17 protein-coding genes are annotated in these 17,980 nt (G+C 38.2%); 8 read left to right on the top strand and 9 right to left on the bottom strand.

The window, feature by feature from the left end:
- Window positions 1–17: 17 nt before the first annotated feature.
- From JL102_RS08540 to JL102_RS08555, 4 genes are read right to left on the bottom strand one after another with little or no spacing between them, the layout of a single operon-like run.
- A complete protein-coding gene (locus JL102_RS08540; RefSeq protein WP_202243969.1) occupies window positions 18–959 on the bottom strand; it encodes a succinylglutamate desuccinylase/aspartoacylase family protein in 942 nt (313 codons plus the stop codon).
- The gene (gene rimK / locus JL102_RS08545) at window positions 952–1,863 is read right to left on the bottom strand and encodes a 30S ribosomal protein S6--L-glutamate ligase (protein ID WP_202243970.1); all 912 of its coding nucleotides are present in this window, start codon (window positions 1,861–1,863) and stop codon (window positions 952–954) included. The genes JL102_RS08540 and rimK overlap by 8 nt, the downstream gene beginning before the upstream one ends.
- Window positions 1,864–1,906: 43 nt before the next feature.
- Entirely contained in the window at window positions 1,907–2,362 is a 456-nt protein-coding gene (locus JL102_RS08550; protein WP_202243971.1) for an ATP-dependent zinc protease family protein, read from the bottom strand.
- A 53-nt stretch (window positions 2,363–2,415) separates the two neighbouring features.
- Window positions 2,416–2,922 (bottom strand): DUF2911 domain-containing protein, encoded by a 507-nt coding sequence (locus JL102_RS08555; RefSeq protein ID WP_202243972.1) that lies wholly within the window; start codon window positions 2,920–2,922, stop codon window positions 2,416–2,418.
- 197 nt (window positions 2,923–3,119) lie between these two features.
- Between JL102_RS08555 and JL102_RS23990 the strand changes: the two genes are divergently transcribed.
- Window positions 3,120–3,941: a universal stress protein gene (locus JL102_RS23990; protein WP_202243973.1), complete on the top strand. Its 822-nt coding sequence runs from the start codon at window positions 3,120–3,122 to the stop codon at window positions 3,939–3,941.
- Here JL102_RS23990 and JL102_RS08565 read toward each other — a convergent pair.
- Together JL102_RS08565 and fahA are read right to left on the bottom strand one after the other, a co-directional pair.
- The gene (locus JL102_RS08565; protein WP_202243974.1) at window positions 3,936–4,799 is read right to left on the bottom strand and encodes a flavin reductase family protein; all 864 of its coding nucleotides are present in this window, start codon (window positions 4,797–4,799) and stop codon (window positions 3,936–3,938) included. The two genes, JL102_RS23990 and JL102_RS08565, sit on opposite strands and share 6 nt — an antisense overlap.
- Window positions 4,800–4,808: 9 nt before the next feature.
- Window positions 4,809–6,083, bottom strand: a complete 1,275-nt coding sequence (fahA, locus tag JL102_RS08570; RefSeq protein ID WP_202243975.1) for a fumarylacetoacetase — start codon at window positions 6,081–6,083, stop codon at window positions 4,809–4,811.
- Window positions 6,084–6,269: 186 nt separating this feature from the next.
- Here fahA and JL102_RS08575 point away from each other — a divergent pair, with 186 nt between their 5' ends.
- The gene (locus tag JL102_RS08575; protein ID WP_202243976.1) at window positions 6,270–8,891 is read left to right on the top strand and encodes a valine--tRNA ligase; all 2,622 of its coding nucleotides are present in this window, start codon (window positions 6,270–6,272) and stop codon (window positions 8,889–8,891) included.
- A gap of 61 nt (window positions 8,892–8,952) precedes the next feature.
- Here JL102_RS08575 and JL102_RS08580 read toward each other — a convergent pair whose 3' ends face one another.
- The 3 genes from JL102_RS08580 to porX are packed head-to-tail and all read right to left on the bottom strand — an operon-like array spanning window position 8,953 to window position 12,173.
- Window positions 8,953–10,179 (bottom strand): alanine dehydrogenase, encoded by a 1,227-nt coding sequence (locus tag JL102_RS08580; protein WP_202243977.1) that lies wholly within the window; start codon window positions 10,177–10,179, stop codon window positions 8,953–8,955.
- On the bottom strand, window positions 10,172–10,618 hold the full coding sequence (gene tsaE / locus JL102_RS08585) for a tRNA (adenosine(37)-N6)-threonylcarbamoyltransferase complex ATPase subunit type 1 TsaE (protein ID WP_202243978.1): 447 nt from the start codon (window positions 10,616–10,618) through the stop codon (window positions 10,172–10,174). Before tsaE ends, JL102_RS08580 begins: the two co-directional genes overlap by 8 nt.
- Window positions 10,608–12,173 (bottom strand): T9SS response regulator signal transducer PorX, encoded by a 1,566-nt coding sequence (gene porX, locus JL102_RS08590; RefSeq protein ID WP_202243979.1) that lies wholly within the window; start codon window positions 12,171–12,173, stop codon window positions 10,608–10,610. Before porX ends, tsaE begins: the two co-directional genes overlap by 11 nt.
- Before the next feature lie 65 nt (window positions 12,174–12,238).
- Between porX and JL102_RS08595 the strand changes: the two genes are divergently transcribed.
- The 6 genes from JL102_RS08595 to JL102_RS08620 all read left to right on the top strand — a co-directional run bounded on the left by JL102_RS08595 (window position 12,239) and on the right by JL102_RS08620 (window position 17,980).
- On the top strand, window positions 12,239–13,468 hold the full coding sequence (locus tag JL102_RS08595; protein WP_202243980.1) for an HD domain-containing protein: 1,230 nt from the start codon (window positions 12,239–12,241) through the stop codon (window positions 13,466–13,468).
- A gap of 29 nt (window positions 13,469–13,497) precedes the next feature.
- A complete protein-coding gene (lpxD, locus tag JL102_RS08600) occupies window positions 13,498–14,553 on the top strand; it encodes a UDP-3-O-(3-hydroxymyristoyl)glucosamine N-acyltransferase (protein ID WP_202243981.1) in 1,056 nt (351 codons plus the stop codon).
- Window positions 14,553–15,947 (top strand): bifunctional UDP-3-O-[3-hydroxymyristoyl] N-acetylglucosamine deacetylase/3-hydroxyacyl-ACP dehydratase, encoded by a 1,395-nt coding sequence (locus tag JL102_RS08605; protein ID WP_202243982.1) that lies wholly within the window; start codon window positions 14,553–14,555, stop codon window positions 15,945–15,947. The genes lpxD and JL102_RS08605 overlap by 1 nt, the downstream gene beginning before the upstream one ends.
- Window positions 15,948–16,029: 82 nt before the next feature.
- Entirely contained in the window at window positions 16,030–16,809 is a 780-nt protein-coding gene (lpxA, locus tag JL102_RS08610) for an acyl-ACP--UDP-N-acetylglucosamine O-acyltransferase (protein WP_202243983.1), read from the top strand.
- A 4-nt stretch (window positions 16,810–16,813) separates the two neighbouring features.
- The gene (locus tag JL102_RS08615; RefSeq protein ID WP_202243984.1) at window positions 16,814–17,440 is read left to right on the top strand and encodes an ABC transporter ATP-binding protein; all 627 of its coding nucleotides are present in this window, start codon (window positions 16,814–16,816) and stop codon (window positions 17,438–17,440) included.
- Between the two features lie 114 nt (window positions 17,441–17,554).
- Entirely contained in the window at window positions 17,555–17,980 is a 426-nt protein-coding gene (locus JL102_RS08620) for a hypothetical protein (RefSeq protein ID WP_202243985.1), read from the top strand.

The following is a 17,980-nucleotide window of genomic DNA, read 5'->3' on the forward strand; positions in this document are numbered from 1 at the left end:
CAAGATAAAAAAAATATTTACTCAGTACCTATGTGCAGCAGCGCATCACCCATATTCACCACAGGATAATTATTAATACCGATGATATATCCACTTACTGGTGACTTTATGATCTTTTCGAACTGACCATAAGGATCAGTAATAAGGCCAAGGGGCTGATTTCTTTCCACTTTGCTTCCATTGCGTACGTTAGCATGGTGCAAACCGGCATGTTTGGCTCTTACCCAGGTAGACGTTTTCAAAAATACAGAAGGCTTATCTATAGCTGGAGCATCTTCTCTCATGCCCAGGTATTTCATTACCCTAAGCAGACCGCTCACTCCCATATCTATCACCTGCTTTCTGAGGCGCAAGGTTTCCCCTCCTTCAAAAACTAAAATTGATTTACCTGCTTTGGCAGCTGTTTTTCTTAAAGATTTATCCCTAAACGGAGATTCTATAATAAAGGGAGCTCCAAAGGCTTTGGCCAGATCCATTTCTTTAACTGTATTAAAGACTCCTCTCACTTGAGGGAAGTTATTATGACTTGCCCCTCCTGTATGAAAATCTATTCCGAAATCTACCTGAGGTAATATTTCACTGGTCATAAAATGTGCCACCCTGCTTGCCAAAGATCCATTCTTAGACCCTGGAAATGACCTGTTAAGATCTTTTCCATCAGGCAAACCTCTTGACTGGTTGATAAAACCATACACATTAAAAACCGGAATCGCTATCACACTTCCCTTTGTAGGCCTGTGATAATGATTCATGATTACCCTGCGCATAATTTCAATACCATTGGTTTCATCACCATGCACCCCTGCCATCACTAATAAAGTAGGCCCTGGCTTAGTAGACCTGCTCACAAACACAGGTATATTAATAGGCGTTCTGGTTGGCAGTCTTGCTATAAGAGCATTGATCTGCAATTCCTGCCCTGGAGCCACTTTATGACCATCGATTACTATATCATGCATTCACCTTATCCTTTTGTATCTTCCTCTTTTTTTGGCTGTTTCTTTCTAAATATTCAATGATTTTACCTGCTATATCAAGGCCAGTAGCATTTTCTATACCTTCTAGCCCTGGAGATGAGTTCACTTCTAAAATAAGTGGCCCGCGAGATGATTGTAACATATCAACACCTGCCACGCCTAGGCCCATTTTCTTAGCTGCCGTTACTGCTGCGGTCTTTTCTTTTCGAGATAATTTAATGACCTGAGAAGTACCTCCTCTGTGCAAATTAGAGCGAAACTCACCTTCTTTGGCCTGTCTCTTCATAGCTCCAACCACTTCTCCATCTACCACAAAGGCACGTATATCAGCGCCCCCGGCTTCTTTTATAAACTCTTGCACTATCACCCTAGCTTTGAGCCCATGAAAAGCCTCTATCACTGAAGCTGCCGCCTTTCTATTTTCCGCTAATACTACCCCAAGCCCTTGTGTACCTTCTAATAGCTTGATGATAACGGGAGCCCCTCCTACTGCGTTAAGAATATCGTCCGTTTCTCTAGAGTAGTTAGTAAAAACCGTTTTAGGAAGTCCTAAACCAGCTCTGGATAAAATCTGAAGGCTTCTAAGCTTATCTCTAGACCGTATCAGGGCCTGAGATTCAACTGCGGTAAAGACTTTCATCATCTCAAACTGCCTCACCACAGCAGAACCATAAAAAGTAACAGATGCTCCTATTCTCGGAATAATAGCGTCAAAATCTTCTAAATTTCGTCCTTTATACATAATAGATGGTTTGTTTTGCTCCATCACTATGGTACATTTTAGATGATCTATCACCTCAGCGTCATGCCCTCTGCCTTGACACGCTTCCACCAAACGGTGGGTTGAATACAGCTCTGAGTTTCTGGAAAGAATGCCTATTTTCATGGTTAGTTTTATTTGCCGATTTTTAAATTTTGAAGATTCAGCCTTAGCTTATTTTATTTTTCTTTTGTTTACTTTTAAATGACAAGTTGTGATGAGCCACATCTACAACAAAGCCTTTTTTTAATAATTTACGCCCTAAAAGAATAGGAAACTTTAAATTTCCTCTGTTACTCAAAGAAAATTCCGTTTCAAAGTCCTTTCCAAACAAGTGAATTACAGTGATTATTATAAATCTTGTCTCAGAGTCTCCGAATGAGTTTTTTATTTCTCTTTCCTCAAACTGGTCGAAGTAAAAACTTTTTCCATTGTAGTCAGGGTGTGTAGGATCCAGTAATGTAAAATGTAAAATACGGCGGCCGTCTTTTTCCACTATTTCAGCATGATGATAGTGAATAGCGGAGGTGAAAGCTCCAGTATCTATTTTAGCATCCAGATCGTACAAATCTAGCTTTGGCAAATCAATTTTATCGTTTCTGCCGATTAATATTTTTTCAGCCATTGATATACAGTAAAATTTCTTTCGAAGAAATAAAAAGTTATGATAAAAAACTACTATTTGCTCACTTTGAACTTCACCTTAGTATTTTCCCAGCTAAGGGCTACATCAGATGGTTCTACCTCTATAGTGAAAGCTTCTACGTTAGAGCTTATTGCCACTGGCTTTACCGTTATGCGAAGTACATCCTGAGACTTATCATAATTATAGGCTCCCCATTGATTAGCGTTACCATTAAAAATAACTGTCCACTCACTTTCTCCCGGGATAGTAAACAATGAATAAGTGCCTTTACTCAAACTTTTTCCTTCTACTTTTACATCCTGATCAAATGAGATAGTGGTAGCATTATTAGCTCCCGTTCTCCATATTTCACCGTAAGGCACCAGCCCGCCCATTACTTTCCTACCTTTGGCTGATGGCTGATGATATTTCACCTCAATATTTACACCATCTACTTGTCCCTTAGCCGTGGCTGCCGGGCTCTTCATCTTTTTCTGGGCCATCAATGCAGAAGCACTGAAGAGCATCATTATAATAAAAACTGTAACAACTCTTTTCATATAAAATTCTTTTAAAAAATTAACAGAAGGATTCTATGTATTGTTAAAAATAAAAAAAAGGTTGGAGTCCGAAGACACCAACCTCTTTTAACTTTCATTATTTAAACCTGTAAACCAGTATAATTAACGGTTTATGAAAGAAAAGGTTATGAATTAATAGTCCCTTTTAACGATTTACTAACTTAAACATTAACGCTGTGAATACTGTAACTCCAATAAAAAACATATTAACACCCTATGACGGCTCTCCTCAGGCTAAAAATGCACTCTGGTATGCCATCTCACTTACTAAACTAGTGAGTGGACATCTCACTATTTTAAAAAGCTATAATGTAGCAATGGAAACTACCACAGCCGATGCTACTACAAGCATATACCCTATTGCTCTGACTGATTTCAGAGAAATAACAGAAGATGAACTGAGCGAGCTCAACTCTGAGTTTAAGGAGTTAGATGAAGTTCAATACACAACTGTTAGCTCTCCCGGAATAATTATTACAGCTATTGAGATCTATACCGAAGACAACCCCACTGATATGATCATTATGGGTACGGATGGCGCTAACGGCTGGGATGAATTCATTGGAGGCTCTACTACCGCTAATATGGTAGGCAATACGGCCTCTACTCCGCTTTGGGTAGTGCCTCATACAGTGAAAAGCTATGAGCCCCCTAAGAACATAGCCATAGCAGTAGATCCGGATAATACACCTGCTGCTGAGAAGATAACTTTTCTAAAAGAGGTAAGTACACTGTTTTCAGCTGAGGTATCAGTCATTTATGTGGCCGATAAAAAGACAGAATCTATAAATACTTTTGCTGAGTCTATAGAATTAAACACTCCCGTTCACTGGCTACAGGGAGACATAGATGATGCCTTGCTGGATTTTTCAACTACAAATGATATTGATGTTCTATTTGTAGTGCATAAAGATCGAAATTTCTTTGCCTCACTTTTTCATAGTAGTGTAGCAAAAAAAATCGTATCTCATGCTTCTATGCCTGTAATAGTTTTATAAACTATCAGCAAATAAGAGTATTTTCCAAGCTTCCAGTACCTCACCATTTTCGAGGTGCTGCTTAGCTTGCTGGTGTAGCTCTACCTTTTCACCTTTTAGTTTTTGTTCTTTAGCATAGCTCTGCACCTCATCAGCTGTTGGCAGCTCTTCCACATTACCCAGCCTGCCCAAATTATTACCTGTAAGCACATCACTATTTCTTATTGATTCAGGAATTTGATCTACGCCTATACCTAACTTACGCAGGGGTTTAGGTATTTCAAAAATAGCATCACCCTGAGCCCTCGCATACCAGTTGGCACCCATCCGAGCCACGGCGTCTAGCTTATAAGGATCTATCACCTGATTTTTATCTAAAATAGCATCATCAATATGCACCAGTAATACTTCGCAGATTACCAGAATACCAGCGCCGCCCTGATCTCCCATGGGCTCTACTTTATTTACTTTACACTCAAATGCCACTGGTGACTCTGCCACCCGGGGAGGCTTCACTTTTTCTGAAGGCACAGGGGTAAGACCTGATTTTATAAATTCATTCACCCCTTTATCATATTCTGTACTAGACAGTGACATCTGCTCTACTATAGGGTAGTTTACAGTACTGATAACCACCTCTGGCACCTCTAGCAAATTTTCATGTGTATCTTTAGTAGTATTATCTCTACCTCTTCTGGCCGGAGCAAAAATTAATATAGGAGGGTTTACACTGAATATATTAAAGTAGCTAAAAGGGCTTAAGTTCACATTCCCCTTCTTATCCACTGTGCTGGCAAAAGCAATTGGTCTTGGAGCTACTGCCCCTACTAATGCCGCATGTAACTTACTTAATTCTTCTTTATTCGGATCTATGATCATAATTCAATGTTATTTACTTGGTAAAATTGTATTTCTCAGCGCTCCAAACCCTAGCCGAACACCATTCTTTTGGCAGCGGCCTTTCATTATAATAGTATCTCCATCTTCTAAGAACTTTCTTTCGGCACCATTGGTCAACTTTACTGGCTTTGTACCTTTCCAAGAAAGCTCCAACATAGAACCATAGCTCCCCGGATCAGGTCCACTGATAGTGCCTGAGGCGTACATATCTCCAATCTTTAAATTACAGCCATTGATCGTTTGGTGGGCAAGCTGCTGGTTTACGTTCCAATACATGTATTTAAAATTAGTAGAACAAATAAGGTTTTCTTCACTGCCCTCTGGCTGAAGATGAACTTCAAGATCTATATCATAATTTTTATGCCCTTCATACTGCAAATAAGGAAGTACTGCGGGCTCTTGTTCTGGTCCTTTGGTTCTATACGGCTCCAAAGCATCAGCAGTTACTATCCAAGGAGATATGGAAGAGGCAAAACTTTTAGCCAAAAAAGGACCTAATGGCACATACTCCCAAAATTGAATATCACGGGCCGACCAGTCATTAAATAATACAAAGCCAAATATATACTCATCAGCCTCTACTGTGCTTACGGGATTTCCCATCCCATTTTCCTTACAGGTGATAAAAGCCATTTCCAGCTCAAAATCCAGTCTTTTAGAAGCTCCAAAGATGGGTTTCTCTGCTCCCTGAGGCATCAACTGACCTTTTGGCCTGTGAATATTTGCTCCAGATGGTACTATAGAAGAAGCTCGACCATGATAGCCCACCGGCAAATGCTTCCAATTAGGCATAAGTGCATTATCTTTATCCCTAAACATAGCCCCCACATTAGCCGCATGATTCTCATTGCTATAAAAATCCGTATAGTTGGGAATATTTACAGGCATCAACATCACGGCTTCCTTCATAGGAATCAGCGCCAACTCTCTGGCAGGTTTATTATCTCGAAGTTCTTCATTATTTATATTAAGTAATTCCGAAATTCTGTTTCTAACTCTTCTTGTCAGCTTTTTTCCTAATCCAATAAAACTGTTTAGGTATAGCTGATTAAAAATCCCTGCCGGCAACCCCAGCCCATCTAAAAAACCATTTTCATGCAGATAGGTAAGATCTAGTATATATTCTCCAATAGCCACGCCCGCACCTTCCGTAAGGTAATCCGTTTTAAAAATACCAAACGGCAAGTTTTGAATCGGAAAATCAGATTCGGGAGAAACAGCTACCCAACTCTTCAAAGAAGGATTATTAGCTTTTATTTTCATTTCATTAGCGTTTGTAATCAGAAGCGTTTTTTCAATAAAGGAAACAATATAGTGCTTCAAAAATGTATTTACAAAACCACTGAACTAACCTGAAAAGTCACTGTATGTTTAACCTTTCATTTTATGTTAAAAAATGCGAGGCATTTTCCTATTTTTGCGTTCTTAACCAAAAATCTAGAATTTAGAATGTCGCTTTCAACAAAGTATGATCCATCGGCAGTAGAAGAAAAATGGTACCAGTATTGGATGGACCATGGTTTTTTCCACTCAGAGCCCAACCCTGACAAGGAGCCTTACACCATAGTAATACCTCCTCCTAACGTCACAGGTGTATTGCACATGGGGCACATGCTAAACAATACCATTCAGGATGTTTTGATAAGAAAGGCCAGAATGGAAGGCAAAGAAGCATGCTGGGTACCTGGTACGGACCACGCTTCTATAGCCACCGAAGCGAAGGTGGTAGCCATGTTGAAAGAAAAAGGCATCAATAAAAAGGACCTTACGCGTGAAGAGTTTCTTAAGCATGCCTGGGAATGGACTGAGAAATATGGGGGCATCATTCTGGAGCAACTTAAAAAACTGGGAGCTTCTTGCGACTGGGATAGAACCAGATTCACCATGGAGGAATCTCTTTCTGAGTCCGTAATAGACGTATTTATTGACCTTCATAACAAAGGCCTTATATACAGAGGTGTTCGCATGGTAAACTGGGACCCGCAAGGAAAAACAGCGCTATCCGATGACGAGGTAATACACAAGGAAGTACAATCAAAACTGTACTATGTAAACTATAAAATTGAAGGCGAAGATACTTTTGTAACTATCGCTACCACCAGACCTGAGACCATTTTAGGAGACTCTGCCATCTGTATAAACCCTAATGATGAAAGATATGCTCATTTGAAAGGAAAAAGAGCATTAGTTCCTTTAATAAATAGATCTATTCCGATTATTGAAGACGAATATGTATCAGTTGAGTTTGGTACAGGATGCTTAAAGGTAACGCCAGCTCATGATATTAATGACTATGAGTTGGGCCTAAAGCATAATTTAGAGTCTATCGACATACTTAATGATGATGGCACACTCAATGAAGCCGCTCAGATGTTCGTTGGCGAAGATCGCTTTGTGGTAAGAAAGAAAATAGCAAAAGAACTTGATGCCATTGGTCAGCTCAATAAAATAGAAGACTATACCAATAGCGTAGGTTTTTCTGAAAGAACTGATGCAGTTATTGAGCCTAAGCTCTCTACTCAGTGGTTCTTAAAAATGGAAGATATCACTAAGCCTGCTTTAGAAAATGTGATGAATGATGAGATCCAGCTGATACCGCCTAAGTTCAAAAACACTTACAGGCACTGGATGGAGAACGTTCATGACTGGTGTATTTCAAGACAGCTATGGTGGGGGCATCAAATTCCGGCTTTCTACTTACCTAATGGAAGTTATGTAGTAGCCAAAACTAAAGAGGAAGCACTAGCAAAAGCACAAGAAAAAGACAGCAGCATAACTATAGATCAGCTCACGCAAGATGAAGACGTGCTAGACACCTGGTTTTCTTCATGGCTATGGCCTATGTCTGTTTTTGATGGATTAAAGAATCCTGATAACGAAGATATTAAATATTACTATCCTACTAATGATCTGGTAACAGCGCCTGAGATCTTGTTCTTCTGGGTAGCCAGAATGATCATAGCAGGATATGAATATAGAGGAGAAAAGCCTTTCAAAAACGTATACCTCACTGGTATAGTTAGAGATAAGCAAAGAAGGAAAATGTCTAAATCATTAGGCAACTCACCTGACCCGCTTGACCTGATAAAACAATATGGTGCGGACGGTGTGAGAACTGGAATGCTTTTCAGCTCACCAGCCGGAAACGACTTATTGTTTGATGAAAAGCTTTGTGAACAAGGTAGAAATTTCTCTAATAAAATATGGAATGCCTTCCGTTTGGTTCAGGGCTGGGAAGTAGATAAAAACTTAGATGGAAGTCATAATGCCACTGCTATTGCCTGGTTTAAATCAAGATTTAACCAAACACTAGCTGAGGTGGAAGACCATTTCACAAAATTCCGTATTTCTGATGCACTAATGAGCATCTATAAACTGATTTGGGATGACTACTGTGCTTGGTACTTGGAAATGATTAAACCTGAGTTTGGTCAACCTATAGACGCTAAAACTTTAGAGCAAACCATCATCTTTAATGAGCAATTGATGAAACTGATTCATCCGTTTATGCCATTCCTTTCTGAAGAGCTATGGCATGAGTTAAGAGAAAGAGATGAAAAGGATTGCCTTATTGTAGCAGATTGGCCAAAAGCAGAAGCTATTGATGAGCAACTGTTAAGTGATGCGGCTTTAGCTTTTGAAGTAGTTACTAACGTCAGAAACATTAGAAACACTAAGCAAATATCGCCAAAAGAAGCGCTGGAGCTTAAAATAAAATCTGGAGACTTTGCTAAGTTTGAAAATTACCAGTTCATCATTCAAAAACTGGCTAATGTTAGCAGTGTAGCACAAGTAACTGATAGTGTAGAAGGGGCTCTAACTTTTGTAGTAAAGGCCGATGAATTCTTTATACCAGTATCAGGATCTATAGATGTAGAAAAAGAGAAAGAAGAGCTTCAGAAAGAACTGGAATATACCAAAGGCTTCTTAAAATCTGTAGATAAAAAGCTCAGCAATGAAAGATTTGTTAACAATGCCCCAGAACAAGTAGTAGCTATGGAGCAGAAGAAAAAAGCCGATGCTGAAGCCAAGATTAAAGTTTTGGAAGAGAGTTTGGCTAATCTCGGTTAGAAAAATACTAGCAATAGACACAAAAAAGCCTGATTCAATTGAATCAGGCTTTTTTTATAATTTAAAATCTGGCTGCCATAAGCAACCCCAGATCTTTATGTTTCATATGAAATTTACGAGCGATATGCTCATTAGTCAGAGCTCCTTTATAAGTGTAGACTCCTCTCATAAACCATTTATGAGCAAAAATCATATCTTCCATTCCCCCCTCTTCTGCAGCCCTCAAAATAGTAGGAGTAAAAATATTACTTAATGCCGTAGTAGCCGTAAAAGCCACTCTGGATGCAATATTTGGAACACAATAATGGATAACATCATATTTCTTGAATATAGGGTTCTTCAAGCTGGTTTGTTCTGACGTCTCAAAACATCCTCCTTGATCTATAGACAAATCTATAATCACTGAATCAGCCTTCATTTCAGCCACCATTTCTTCAGTTACCACATATCTATTTCTTCCTTTTTCAGGCCTCAATGCTCCTATCACTACATCAGCCTGTCTTAAGCTACGAGAAAGTGTAGCTGAATCTATGGTTGAAGTATATACCTGCCTGCCTAAGGCCTGCTTTATTCTTCTTAGCTTATATATATGATTATCAAATATTTCAACATCAGCTCCCAAGCCTATGGTAGCACGGGCAGCATATTCAGCTACGGTACCCGCTCCTAGTATTACTACCTTTGTAGGAGGTACTCCGGTAACCCCACCCATAATTACGCCTTTTCCACCACTGCTGCTACTGAGGTATTCCGCGGCTATTGACATAACAGTATTTCCTGCTATCTCACTCATAGCTCTTATAATAGGCATACCGCCCACCTTATCTTCTATAAACTCAAAAGCTATCGCGGTAATCTGTTTCGCATTAAGAGCTTTTATATATTCAACTGACTGGCTCCCCATCTGAATAGCTGAAATAAGTACCTGCCGGGGTTTCATCAACTCTATCTCTTCCAGTGTGGGGGGTTCTATTTTAAGAATAGCCTCTGCCTTGTAAACCTCTTCGGCAGAATAAACTATTTTAGCTCCGGCATCGCTATAGTCCTTATCAGAAAACTTAGAGCCTAATCCGGCCTTGGTCTCCACCCATATCTCATGACCATTGTTAACCAAAAGAGCTACCGAATCAGGAGTTAAGGTTATGCGCCTTTCCTGTAGAGATATCTCATTAGGCAGACCTAAAAAAAAGGAATGCATGTTTTTCTTTACGGGCATTAATTTTTCCTCGGGGGATAAGCTAGACTCCTTTACCAGCTCAGCAAAACCCATATGTTCTTTCTTACTCATACCTGGTTACTTCAATTAACCTGCTATTATCTTCAGTAATGCTTATATCTATTTTTAACAACTTATCAGGTAAGAGATCTCTTACTTTAGAAGGCCATTCTATAAAGCAGTAATCTCCAGAGTAAAAATATTCTGTGGCTCCTATTTCCATAGCCTCTTCCTGATCATCCAAACGATAAAAATCAAAATGATAAAGGCTCTCACCTTCACCATTATTATATTCATTAACTATAGCATAAGTAGGGCTATTTACCACATCTTCAACACCCAGCTGATTACAAATAGCCTTTATTATAGTGGTTTTGCCTGCTCCCATTTCTCCATCAAAAATCCAAACCTTATCCTCTCCGGAAAAGTCGATTATCTGCTTTGCCACTACTTCTATTTCTGCCAGACTTGAGTAAGTTATGCTTAGTTCTGGCGAGATCTTATGAACCATACTTCGAATTTAGTGAAATAATTGGAATAATCATTTCCTCCATCGATACTCCACCATGCTGAAAGGTATCTCTATAGTAATTCACATAATAATTATAATTGTTGGGGTATGCAAAAAACTGATCCTCCGTTGCAAACACATATGTAGAGGAAACATTAATTTTCGGCAAGTGAAGTTGCTCAGGCTTAAAGGCTTCCATTATTTTATCACCACTATCATAGCCTAAATTTTTACCCTGTTTATACCTTAAATTAGTATTTGTATTACGATCACCCACTATTTTAAAAGGCCTTTTTACTCTAATGGTACCATGGTCGGTAGTAATCATAAGTCTGCCACCGGCTTCAGCAATATTTTTAATTGCTTCTATAAGAGGAGAATGTTCTATCCATGATTTCGTGATAGATCTATAGGCAGATTCATCAGGTGCCAGTTCTCTGATCATAGCCATGTCAGTACGAGCATGAGAGAGCATATCTACAAAATTATAAACAATCACGTTCAGCTGATTATTCATCAAGTTTCTGATATTATCTACCAGCTGCTTTCCTTCACTGATCTGCTTTATTTTATGGTAGCTAAATTTAATATCCAGATTATTTCTCCTCAGCTGTCTTTCTAAAAACTGATCTTCATAATTATTCTTCCCTTCCTCTACATCTTCACCGACCCAAAGATCCTTATGTTTCTGAGCCATTTCTGCCGGCAACATTCCCGAAAAAATAGCATTCCTGGAATAAGCAGTAGTAGTAGGTAAAATAGAATAGTAAGTATCTTCTTCCTCAATAGTGAAATGCTCATGAATAGCAGGCTCTATAACCTTCCATTGATCATACCTTAGGTTATCTATAACCAAAAAGAATAAGGGTTTACCATCTTCTAACTGAGGAAAAACCTTCTTTTTCATCAATAAATGAGAGAGAAGTGGTTTATCCGATTCAGGATCATTAAGCCATGACTCGTATTCTTCCTTAATAAAACGGGTAAACTGATTATTGGCTTCATCCTTTTGAGCAAAAAGCACTTCTGCCATGCTTTTATTTTCAGTCTTATCTATTTCTAACTCCCAATAAATAAGTTTTTTATATATCTCAGCCCACTCTGCATGGTTAAGATCATCACCAAAAGCCATACTTATATTCCTAAACTCTTGCTGGTAGGTCAGGTTGGTCTTTTCTGTGATTAACCTTTTATTATCTAAAATTCTTTTAACCGATATAAGTATTTGGCTTGGGTTTAATGGTTTAATGAGATAGTCAGCTATTTTAGCCCCAATTGCCTCTTCCATAATCAATTCCTCTTCGCTTTTGGTTATCATAACCACAGGCAAGTTAGGACGCATACTTTTTATTTGGGTCAATGTTTCCAGCCCAGTCATTCCGGGCATATTCTCATCCAGAAACACTACATCATAGTGGCTTTCCTCACATTTTTCAATGGCATCAGCCCCACTGTTTACAGGTGTAATATCGTACCCTTTATTCTCTAAAAAAAGTATGTGTGGCTTTAATAAATCGATCTCGTCATCAGCCCACAAAATATTATATCTTTGCATATATTGGTTTTTTACTCTAATTAAAAACTTCTTATACAATCGTAACGCAATAAAATCAGATTAGATTGAATAAAAAGAAAATTTTCAATGATCCTGTTTACGGATTTATTAACATACAATGTGAATTGGTGTTCGATATTATAGAACATCCTGTTTTTCAAAGATTAAGAAGGATTAAGCAATTAGGACTTACCGGCCTGGTATACCCAGGTGCACTTCATACCAGGTTTCATCATGCCATAGGAGCCATGCATCTTATGTCTCGCACATTAGAAACCCTTAAAAGTAAGGGCGTTCAAATATCAGATGAAGAACACGAAGCTGCCCTAATAGCCATCCTACTACACGATATGGGTCATGGGCCGTTTTCTCATGCCTTAGAATTTAGCTTGTTATCAGGAATTCAGCATGAGAGTATTTCATTTTTATTTATGAAATATTTAAACGAGGTCTTTGATAATAAACTATCACTAGCCATTAAAATTTTTCAAAACACTTACCATAGAAAGTTTCTGCATCAGCTAGTGAGCAGCCAACTAGACATGGATAGATTGGATTATTTAAAGCGAGACAGCTTTTTTACCGGCGTTTCTGAAGGAGCCATTGGTCTGGAGCGCATAATAAGCATGCTCACCGTGGTAGATGACCAGATAGTGGTAGAAGAAAAGGGGATTTATAGTATAGAAAACTTCCTTAATGCCAGAAGACTGATGTACTGGCAGGTATACCTGCATAAAGCCTCGGTGAGTGCTGAAAAAATGCTCATTAACATGATTATAAGAGCTAAAGACCTGGCCATGAGTGATCAGGAAGTATTTGCTACACCAGCTCTCAAGCACTTTCTTCTTAATGAATATACACTAGAAGATTTTCAGAATAATGAAAACCTTCTAACTACCTTCGGTCAGCTTGATGATTATGACATCTGGGGAGCTATAAAGGTATGGCAAAATCATGATGACAAAATACTTAGCACTCTAAGTCAATTTCTATTAGGCAGAAAACTTTTTAAAATAAAACTTACTAATGATCCTTTGAGTAAAGAAGAACTAAAATCACTTCGAACCCATATAGCAGAGGAATATAATGTACTTAGAACAGACAGCAGATACTTCTTTGCGCATGGTGAAGTAACCAATAAAGCATACATAGCCGGAGGACAAACCATTAATATTTTAACAAAAAAAGGTAAGGTTATAGATATAGCAGAGGCAGCTGATCTACCTAATATTAAGGCAATGAGTAAAATTGTCAAAAAATACTATCTATGCTGCCCTAAAAATGTATCTTTGTAAAAAGAAATTAACCATTCTATCTCATTTAAATGAAGTTTACGGTCGATCAGATTGCGTCACTTTTAGAGGGCGAAGTGGTAGGAGATGGCAGTGTGGAAATAAGCATGCTGGCCAAAATTGAAAATGCTAAAGAAGGAGAAATATCTTTTATTTCTAATCCTAAATACGAACACTTTCTCTACTCTACAAACGCTAGTGCAGTAATCTTAAAGAAAGGTTTTGAACCAAAAAAAGAAATTAAATCTACCCTCATTCTGGTAGACGATCCATACAGTTGCTTTACCGTCCTTTTAGAAGAATATCATAAGTTCATCAGTTTTCAAAAAACTGGCATAGAACAACCTTCTTTTATAGGCGAAAATAGTACTGTAGGAGATGATATATATAGAGGTGCCTTTTCCTACATTGGAAATAACGTAAAAATAGGTAACAATGTAAAAATTTACCCTAATGCTTACTTAGGTGATAATGTAGTAATTGGAGACAATTCTATTATTAATGCAGGAGCTAAGCTATATGCTAACACTCAGGTAGGTTCTAACTGCGTTATACATTCCGGTACTGTCATAGGCAGCGATGGATTTGGCTTTGCTCCTCAAAAAGATGGTACTTATAAGACCATCCCTCAGATGGGTAATGTGATCATAGGCAACAATGTAGACATTGGAGCTAACACAGTAATTGATTGCGCTACTTTCTATGGAGATGCTACTAAAATAGGTGATGGAGTAAAATTAGATAACCTTATCCAAATTGCTCACAACGTAGAAATAGGTAATAATACAGTAATTGCAGCTCAAACAGGAGTTAGTGGATCTACTAAATTAGGAGAAAACTGTGTAATAGCAGGACAGGTAGGAATAGCAGGACATATTACATTAGCTAATAAAACCTCTATTGGAGCACAAGCAGGCTTAGGAAAAAATATTAAAGAAGAAGGCGCTCAGCTGATGGGAAGCCCCGCTTTTAATTACAAAGACTATTACAAAACCTACGCTATTTTCAAAAATCTACCGGATTTAAATGTCAGATTAAAGCAACTTGAAGAAAAAGTACTAAATTTGCCGACATTTCAAGAAAAGTAATGAATATCAAGCAGCAAACAATTAAGAAATCAGTAACATTATCTGGCGTTGGCTTACATACCGGTGTACAGGCCAACATGACTTTCCTTCCCGCTAAGCCAGGTCATGGAATAAAGTTTCAAAGAGTAGACCTTGAAGGTTCTCCTATAGTAGATGCCGATGTGGATAATGTAGTAGATTTATCTCGCGGAACTACCATAGAGCAAAGTGGTGCCAGAGTTAACACTGTGGAACACACCCTAGCCGCACTTGTAGGTCTGGAAATTGATAATGTACTCATTCAGTTAGATGGCCCTGAGCCTCCTATTATGGATGGTAGCTCTAAGCAATTTGTAGATATACTTAACGAAGCTGGAACAGAAGAGCAAAATGCCTTAAGAGATTTCTATGAAGTGCAAGACAGTTTATTCTACAGAGATGCTTCAAGAGATGTGGAAATAGCAGCATTACCGCTAGATGACTACAGAGTAACTGTAATGATAGATTACAACTCTCCTGTACTAGGTAGCCAACATGCTTCTCTAACCAACATTAACCAGTTTGAAAAAGAAATTGCTTCTTGTAGAACATTCTGTTTTCTTCATGAGCTGGAAATGTTGCATAAACACAACCTTATTAAAGGGGGTGATTTAAACAATGCCATTGTTGTAGTAGACCGCGTGGTTAAAGACGAAGAACTGGAAAGTATTGCCAGCCTATTCAACAAGCCCAAGGTAGAGGTGAAAAAAGAAGGCATTTTAAACAACGTAGAGCTTAGATACAAAAATGAGCCTGCCAGACACAAATTGCTTGATATAATGGGTGACTTGGCATTAGCAGGAAGACCTATTAAAGCTCAAATACTTGCTGCCCGACCAGGACATGCTGCTAACGTAGCCTTTGCTAAAAAGCTTAAGAAAGCCATGCAAAGCTCAAGCAAAAACAATGTCCCAAAATATAATCCGAACTTACCTCCAGTATTAGATATTAATCAAATCACTAATATCTTACCTCACAGGTTCCCATTTTTATTAATCGATAAGATTATTCATTTGGATGACGAGAGTGTATCTGGAGTAAAAAACATCACCACTAACGAAAATTATTTCTTAGGTCACTTCCCAGGAAACCCGGTTATGCCAGGAGTTCTTCAAGTAGAAGCTATGGCTCAGATAGGTGGTATTTTAGTTCTCAATACTGTTCCGGATCCAGAAAATTACTGGACTTACTTCTTAGGAATAGAAAATTTCCGTTTCAGAAAGATGGTATTACCGGGAGATACACTGGTAATTAAATGTGACCTACTGGCCCCTATAAAAAGAGGAATAGCTAAAATGTCTGGAAGGGCATACGTAGGAAACACCCTTGTGTGTGAAGGCACAATGACTGCCAGTATAGTAAGAAAGGACAGTTAAATAATACCTTTATAGGTATTTAATAATTGCTTTTCATATAACTCAACAGGTTGAAAAACCATGGTTAAATGATTTTTAGTATATGAACCAACCTTTATCGTATATAGATCCTCAGGCTAAAATAGCCCGAAACGTAGTAATTGAACCTTTTTCTACCATACATAAAAATGTAGTAATTGAAGAGGGTTCATGGATAGGCCCTAACGTTACTATTTTTGAAGGGGCGAGGATAGGAAAGAACGTTAAAATATATCCCGGAGCTGTAATTTCTGCTATCCCTCAGGATTTGAAATTTGCCGGAGAAGATACTGTAACTATTATTGGAGACAACACTACCATAAGAGAGTGTGCTACCATAAATAGAGGAACTATAGATAAATATAAAACAGAAGTAGGTGCAAACTGCCTTATAATGGCTTATGTGCATATTGGGCATGATTGCATTATCGGCGACCAGTGCATACTAGGTAACTCTACTCAGCTAGCAGGTCATGTGATTATTGATGACTATGTTATCTTCGGCGGCTCTTGCGCAGTACAGCAGTTTACAAGAATAGGATCACACGCTTATATAGGTGGAGGCTCTTTGGTAAGAAAAGATGTTCCTCCGTACACTAAAGCAGCTCGCGAACCTCTAACCTACTGCGGTATCAACTCTATAGGACTGAGAAGAAGAGAGTTTACTTCAGAAAAAATTAATGAGATTCAGGAAATATACAGATATGTATTCTTGAAAGGCCTTAATAATTCAAAAGCTTTAGACTTGGTAGAGCTAGAGCTACCTCCATCAAAAGAAAGAGATGAAATCATTAACTTCATCAGAAACTCTGACCGTGGGGTAATGAAAGGCTATAGTTACTAATTGTATGCAAATATCCGTTGAAAAGCTGGGCAAACGTTATATCAACGAATGGATATTTAAAGACTTCAATTATACTTTTGAGCATGGAAAAGGGTACGCACTTACTGGCCATAATGGCAGTGGTAAGTCTACTCTTCTCACCATCTTAAGCGGCTACCATCTGCCTTCAGAAGGTAAAATAACTTACCAGAATGAGGGTAAAATTATCGATGCCGAAAAAGCCTTTTCTTACTTTACTGTAGCTACTCCTTATATGGAGCTTATAGAAGGCTTTACTCTTATAGAACATCTTGACTTCCATTTCAAATTCAGAGATATCCAAAAAGGAATAACACCACAAGAGATAATGGAAGTGGCACTACTTGAAAAATCTGCTAATAAATATGTTCAGAATTTCTCTTCTGGAATGAAGCAAAGGCTAAAACTAGCACTGGCATTCTACACAAAAAGTGACTACATATTGCTGGATGAACCTACTTCAAACCTTGATGCTCAAGGATCTGATTGGTACCAGGAAGAAATGAAAAAGGTAATAGCTACTAATAGATCAGTGATCATAGCGAGTAACCAACCAGAAGAATATAAGGCTTTTTGTCCTTACGAAATATCGCTTACCAATTTCAAACCATAAGAACTTTGTTATACCTTTTTAAGGTTTAGCGGTCACTTTCCTAATATTTTAATGTATTAAAGAATAATTATTACTATATTTCACCCCAGTAAAATAATAAACATCGAAGTTTAAATGAAAAAATTATCTTATTTACTATCAACAGGACTCCTTTTTGTACTTTTAACTATAATAGGATGTGGAAGCGATGATGGAGGTCCTTCTGAAGAAGATACTCAAACAGCGCTTTTGAAGGGCACTTGGACTGTTACTAGTGTAACAGACGGAGAAGCAAGAACAGACTACAGCGGCTTCACCATAACATTCACTGATGATACTTATACTACAAGTGGTGGTCCTGATTTATTACCATTCAAAAATAGCGACTCATGGAGCTTTGGTTCTCCTGTAACATCTAGTATTAGCTTGGGAGCTCAACCCATGACTTACACTGTTACTAACAATAAATTAATCCTAAGCTTTTCTTACACAGGTGAAGGTTTCAATAATGCCAGAACAGAAGAAGTGGAAGGAAGCTGGGTATTTGAATTTAGTAGATAA

It is taken from the genome of Fulvivirga sediminis (assembly GCF_016757215.1).
Lineage (GTDB): Bacteria > Bacteroidota > Bacteroidia > Cytophagales > Cyclobacteriaceae > Fulvivirga > Fulvivirga sediminis.

Coding starts and splice junctions, on each gene's coding strand:
- JL102_RS08555 (WP_202243972.1), bottom strand. CDS start 2,922: ATGAAAAGAGTTGTTACAGTTTTTATTATAATGATGCTCTTCAGTGCT.
- JL102_RS08575 (WP_202243976.1), top strand. CDS start 6,270: ATGTCGCTTTCAACAAAGTATGATCCATCGGCAGTAGAAGAAAAATGG.
- tsaE (WP_202243978.1), bottom strand. CDS start 10,618: ATGGTTCATAAGATCTCGCCAGAACTAAGCATAACTTACTCAAGTCTG.
- JL102_RS08580 (WP_202243977.1), bottom strand. CDS start 10,179: ATGAGTAAGAAAGAACATATGGGTTTTGCTGAGCTGGTAAAGGAGTCT.
- fahA (WP_202243975.1), bottom strand. CDS start 6,083: ATGAAAATAAAAGCTAATAATCCTTCTTTGAAGAGTTGGGTAGCTGTT.
- JL102_RS08605 (WP_202243982.1), top strand. CDS start 14,553: ATGAATATCAAGCAGCAAACAATTAAGAAATCAGTAACATTATCTGGC.
- JL102_RS08620 (WP_202243985.1), top strand. CDS start 17,555: ATGAAAAAATTATCTTATTTACTATCAACAGGACTCCTTTTTGTACTT.
- JL102_RS08615 (WP_202243984.1), top strand. CDS start 16,814: ATGCAAATATCCGTTGAAAAGCTGGGCAAACGTTATATCAACGAATGG.
- lpxD (WP_202243981.1), top strand. CDS start 13,498: ATGAAGTTTACGGTCGATCAGATTGCGTCACTTTTAGAGGGCGAAGTG.
- porX (WP_202243979.1), bottom strand. CDS start 12,173: ATGCAAAGATATAATATTTTGTGGGCTGATGACGAGATCGATTTATTA.
- rimK (WP_202243970.1), bottom strand. CDS start 1,863: ATGAAAATAGGCATTCTTTCCAGAAACTCAGAGCTGTATTCAACCCAC.
- JL102_RS08565 (WP_202243974.1), bottom strand. CDS start 4,799: ATGATCATAGATCCGAATAAAGAAGAATTAAGTAAGTTACATGCGGCA.
- lpxA (WP_202243983.1), top strand. CDS start 16,030: ATGAACCAACCTTTATCGTATATAGATCCTCAGGCTAAAATAGCCCGA.
- JL102_RS08540 (WP_202243969.1), bottom strand. CDS start 959: ATGCATGATATAGTAATCGATGGTCATAAAGTGGCTCCAGGGCAGGAA.
- JL102_RS08550 (WP_202243971.1), bottom strand. CDS start 2,362: ATGGCTGAAAAAATATTAATCGGCAGAAACGATAAAATTGATTTGCCA.